Annotated in this window: 1 protein-coding gene; it reads left to right on the top strand. The window is 74.8% G+C overall.

Annotation, left to right across the window (positions count from 1 at the left end; all coding sequences use genetic code 11):
* On the top strand, positions 1-3,278 hold a 3,278-nt coding region (locus CCN56_RS00930; RefSeq protein WP_143664382.1), incomplete at both ends, for a non-ribosomal peptide synthetase.

The raw sequence follows: 3,278 nt of genomic DNA, 5'->3' as shown, positions 1-3,278 counted from the left end.
CTCGGCGAGATCGAGGCCGCGCTCACCGACCGGCCCGAGATCTCCCGGGGCGCGGTCGTCGTCCGCGAGGACCGGCCCGGCGACAAACGGCTCGTCGCCTACGCCGTGCCCGCCGACGGCCGGACCGTCGACCACGTCCTGCTGCGCAAGCAGCTGTCCGCGACGCTGCCCGACTACATGGTGCCGTCGGCGTTCGTCACCCTCGACGCGCTGCCGCTCACCCCCAACGGCAAGCTGGACCGGGCCGCCCTGCCCGCCCCCGAGTACGGCCTGGAGAGCCTGGGCCGGGCCCCGCGCACCCCGCAGGAGGAGATCCTCTGTGGCCTCTTCGCCGAGGTCCTCGGCGTCGAACGCGTCACCGTCGACGAGGACTTCTTCGCCCACGGCGGCCACTCGCTCCTCGCCCTGCGGCTCATGGCCAGGATCCGTTCCACCTTCGACGTGGAGCTCCCGGTCCGCCAGCTCTTCGAGACGCCGACCGTGGCCGGTCTCGCCGGGCTGATCGGGGCGGGCGGCAGCGCGCGGCCCCCGCTCGTCGCCGGGCCCCGGCCCGAGCGGATCCCGGTCTCCTTCGCGCAGCGCCGGCTGTGGTTCCTCAACCGGCTCGAAGGCCCGAGCGCCACCTACAACATCCCCACCACCCTGCGCCTCTCCGGCGCGCTCGACCGGGACGCGCTGCGGGCCGCCCTCGCCGACGTCGTCGAGCGCCACGAGACGCTCCGTACGGTCTTCGCCGAGGACGCCGAGGGCCCGTACCAGGTCGTGCTCGCCGCCGCGGACGCCCGGCCGGATTTCACCGAGGCCCGCACGGACGAGGCCGGGCTCCCGGAGGCACTGCTCGGCGCCGCCCGGTACGGCTTCGACCTGGCCGCCGAGATCCCGCTGCGCGCCTTCCTCTTCGAGACCGGCCCCGACGAGCACGTCCTCATGCTGCTCGTGCACCACATCGCGAGCGACGGCGGCTGGTCCACCCCGCTCCTCGTCCGCGACCTCACCGCCGCCTACGCCGCCCGCTGCACGGGCGACGCCCCGGGTTGGGCGCCGCTGCCGGTGCAGTACGCGGACTACACCCTGTGGCAGCGCGAGCTCCTCGGCTCCGAGGACGACCCCGACAGCGCCGTCTCCCAGCAGCTCGCCCACTGGCGCGAGGCCCTCGCGGGCCTGCCCGAGGAGCTCGGGCTGCCCACCGACCGGCCCCGGCCCGCCGAGACCTCCTACCGCGGCGACACCGTGCCCGTGGACGTCCCGGCCGCCCTCCACCGGCGCCTGGAGACGCTCGCGCAGGAGAGCAACGCCAGTCTCTTCATGGTGGTGCAGGCCGCGCTCGCCGTGCTCCTGTCGAAGCTGAGCGGCGCCACCGACGTCCCCGTCGGCACCCCGATCGCCGGCCGCACCGACGACGCCCTGGAAGACCTCGTCGGCTTCTTCGTGAACACCCTTGTGCTGCGCGCCGATCTGTCCGGCGACCCCACCTTCGCCGAACTCGTCGGCCGCGTACGGGAGACCGACCTGGCGGCCTACGCCCACCAGGACGTGCCCTTCGAGCGGCTCGTCGAGGTGATCAACCCGGCCCGTTCGATGGCCCGGCACCCCCTCTTCCAGACCATGCTGGCCTTCAACAACGTCGACCAGCGGGCCGCGCTCGGCGACGGCATCGGCCGGCTCCCCGGCCTCACCGTCTCCGGCGACCACGTCGGCACCGGCATAGCCCAGTTCGACCTGCTCCTCGCCGTGGCCGACGTGCGCACCGGCGGCGGCGCGCCCGGCGGCCTCACCGGACACCTCGAATACAGCACCGACCTGTTCGACCGGAGCACGGCCGAGTCGATCGTCCGCCGCCTCCTGCTGCTCCTCGACGTGGTGACCGAGGCCCCCGACCGGCCGCTGAGCCGCGTCGAGCTGCTCGACGCCGAGGAGCGGCACCGGATCCTGGAGGAGTGGAACGCGACCGCGCATCCGGTTCCCCGGGCCACGCTGCCCGCCCTCTTCGAGGCGCAGGCCGCCCGCACCCCCGGCGCCACCGCCGTCGTCCACGGCGCCACCCGCCTCACGTACGCCGAGCTGAACACCCGCGCCAACCGCCTCGCCCATCTCCTCATCGAGCGGGGAGCGGGCCCCGAGGGCTTCGTCGGCATCGCCCTGCCGCGCTCCGAGCTGACCGTCCTCGCCGTCCTCGCGGTGCTCAAGTCCGGTGCCGCGTACGTGCCCGTGGACCCCGGCTACCCGGCCGACCGGATCGCCCACCTCCTCCGGGACGCGGCCCCCGCCCTCCTGCTCACCACCGGCGACGTGCTGTCCCGGCTGCCGGAGGACGGACCCGAGCGGCTCGTCCTCGACACCCCCGGGATCGCCGCCGAACTCGGTCTGCTGCCCGAGGACGACCCCACGGACGCCGACCGGCCGGTCCCGCTGACCCCCCTGCACCCCGCGTACGCGATCTACACCTCGGGCTCCACCGGCCTGCCCAAGGGCGTCGTCGTGCCGCACGAGAACGTCGCCGACCTGGCGGCCTGGGCGGCGGGCGAGTTCGGCGCCCGGGGCCTGGCCCACGTGGTGGCCTCCACCTCGCTCAACTTCGACGTCTCCGTCTTCGAGATGTTCGGCCCGCTGCTCTCCGGCGGCGCCGTCGAGGTCATGCGGGACGTCCTCGCCCTCGCCGACCCCGCCCACACCGGCCGCGAGGTCAGCCTGGTCAGCGGCGTGCCCTCCGCGATGGCGCGGATCGTCGGGGACGGCGAGCTGCGGATCACCGCCCGCGAGGTCGTCCTCGCCGGCGAGGCCCTCTCGGCCCGCGACGCCAACGAGATCGCCCGGGTCGTCGGTGCCGAACGCCTCGCGAACATCTACGGCCCCACCGAGGCCACCGTCTACGCCGCCGCCTGGTACACCCGCGACGAGGCCGGGGGCGTCCCGCCGATCGGCCGGCCCCTCCGCAACACCCGCCTGTACGTCCTCGACCCCGGCCTGCGCCCGGTCCCCGACGGGGTGGCGGGCGAGCTGTTCATCGCGGGCGAGGGCCTGGCCCGCGGCTATCTGAACCGCCCCGGTCTGACCGCCGAACGCTTCGTGGCCGACCCGTACGGCCGCCCCGGCGCCCGCATGTACCGCACCGGCGACCTCGTCCGCCGGAACGCCGACGGCGACCTCGAGTACATCGGCCGCACCGACTTCCAGGTGAAGGTCCGCGGCTTCCGCATCGAACTCGGCGAGATCGAGGCCGTCCTCAACGGCCACGGGCAGGTCGCCAGGACCGCGGCCGTCGTCCGCGAGGACCGGCC

The organism is Streptomyces sp. NRRL B-24572, assembly GCF_002156145.1.
Lineage (GTDB): Bacteria > Actinomycetota > Actinomycetes > Streptomycetales > Streptomycetaceae > Streptomyces > Streptomyces vietnamensis.
The sequence above is the reverse complement of the archived record's forward strand: the minus strand, read 5'-3'. Positions and strand labels throughout refer to the sequence as shown.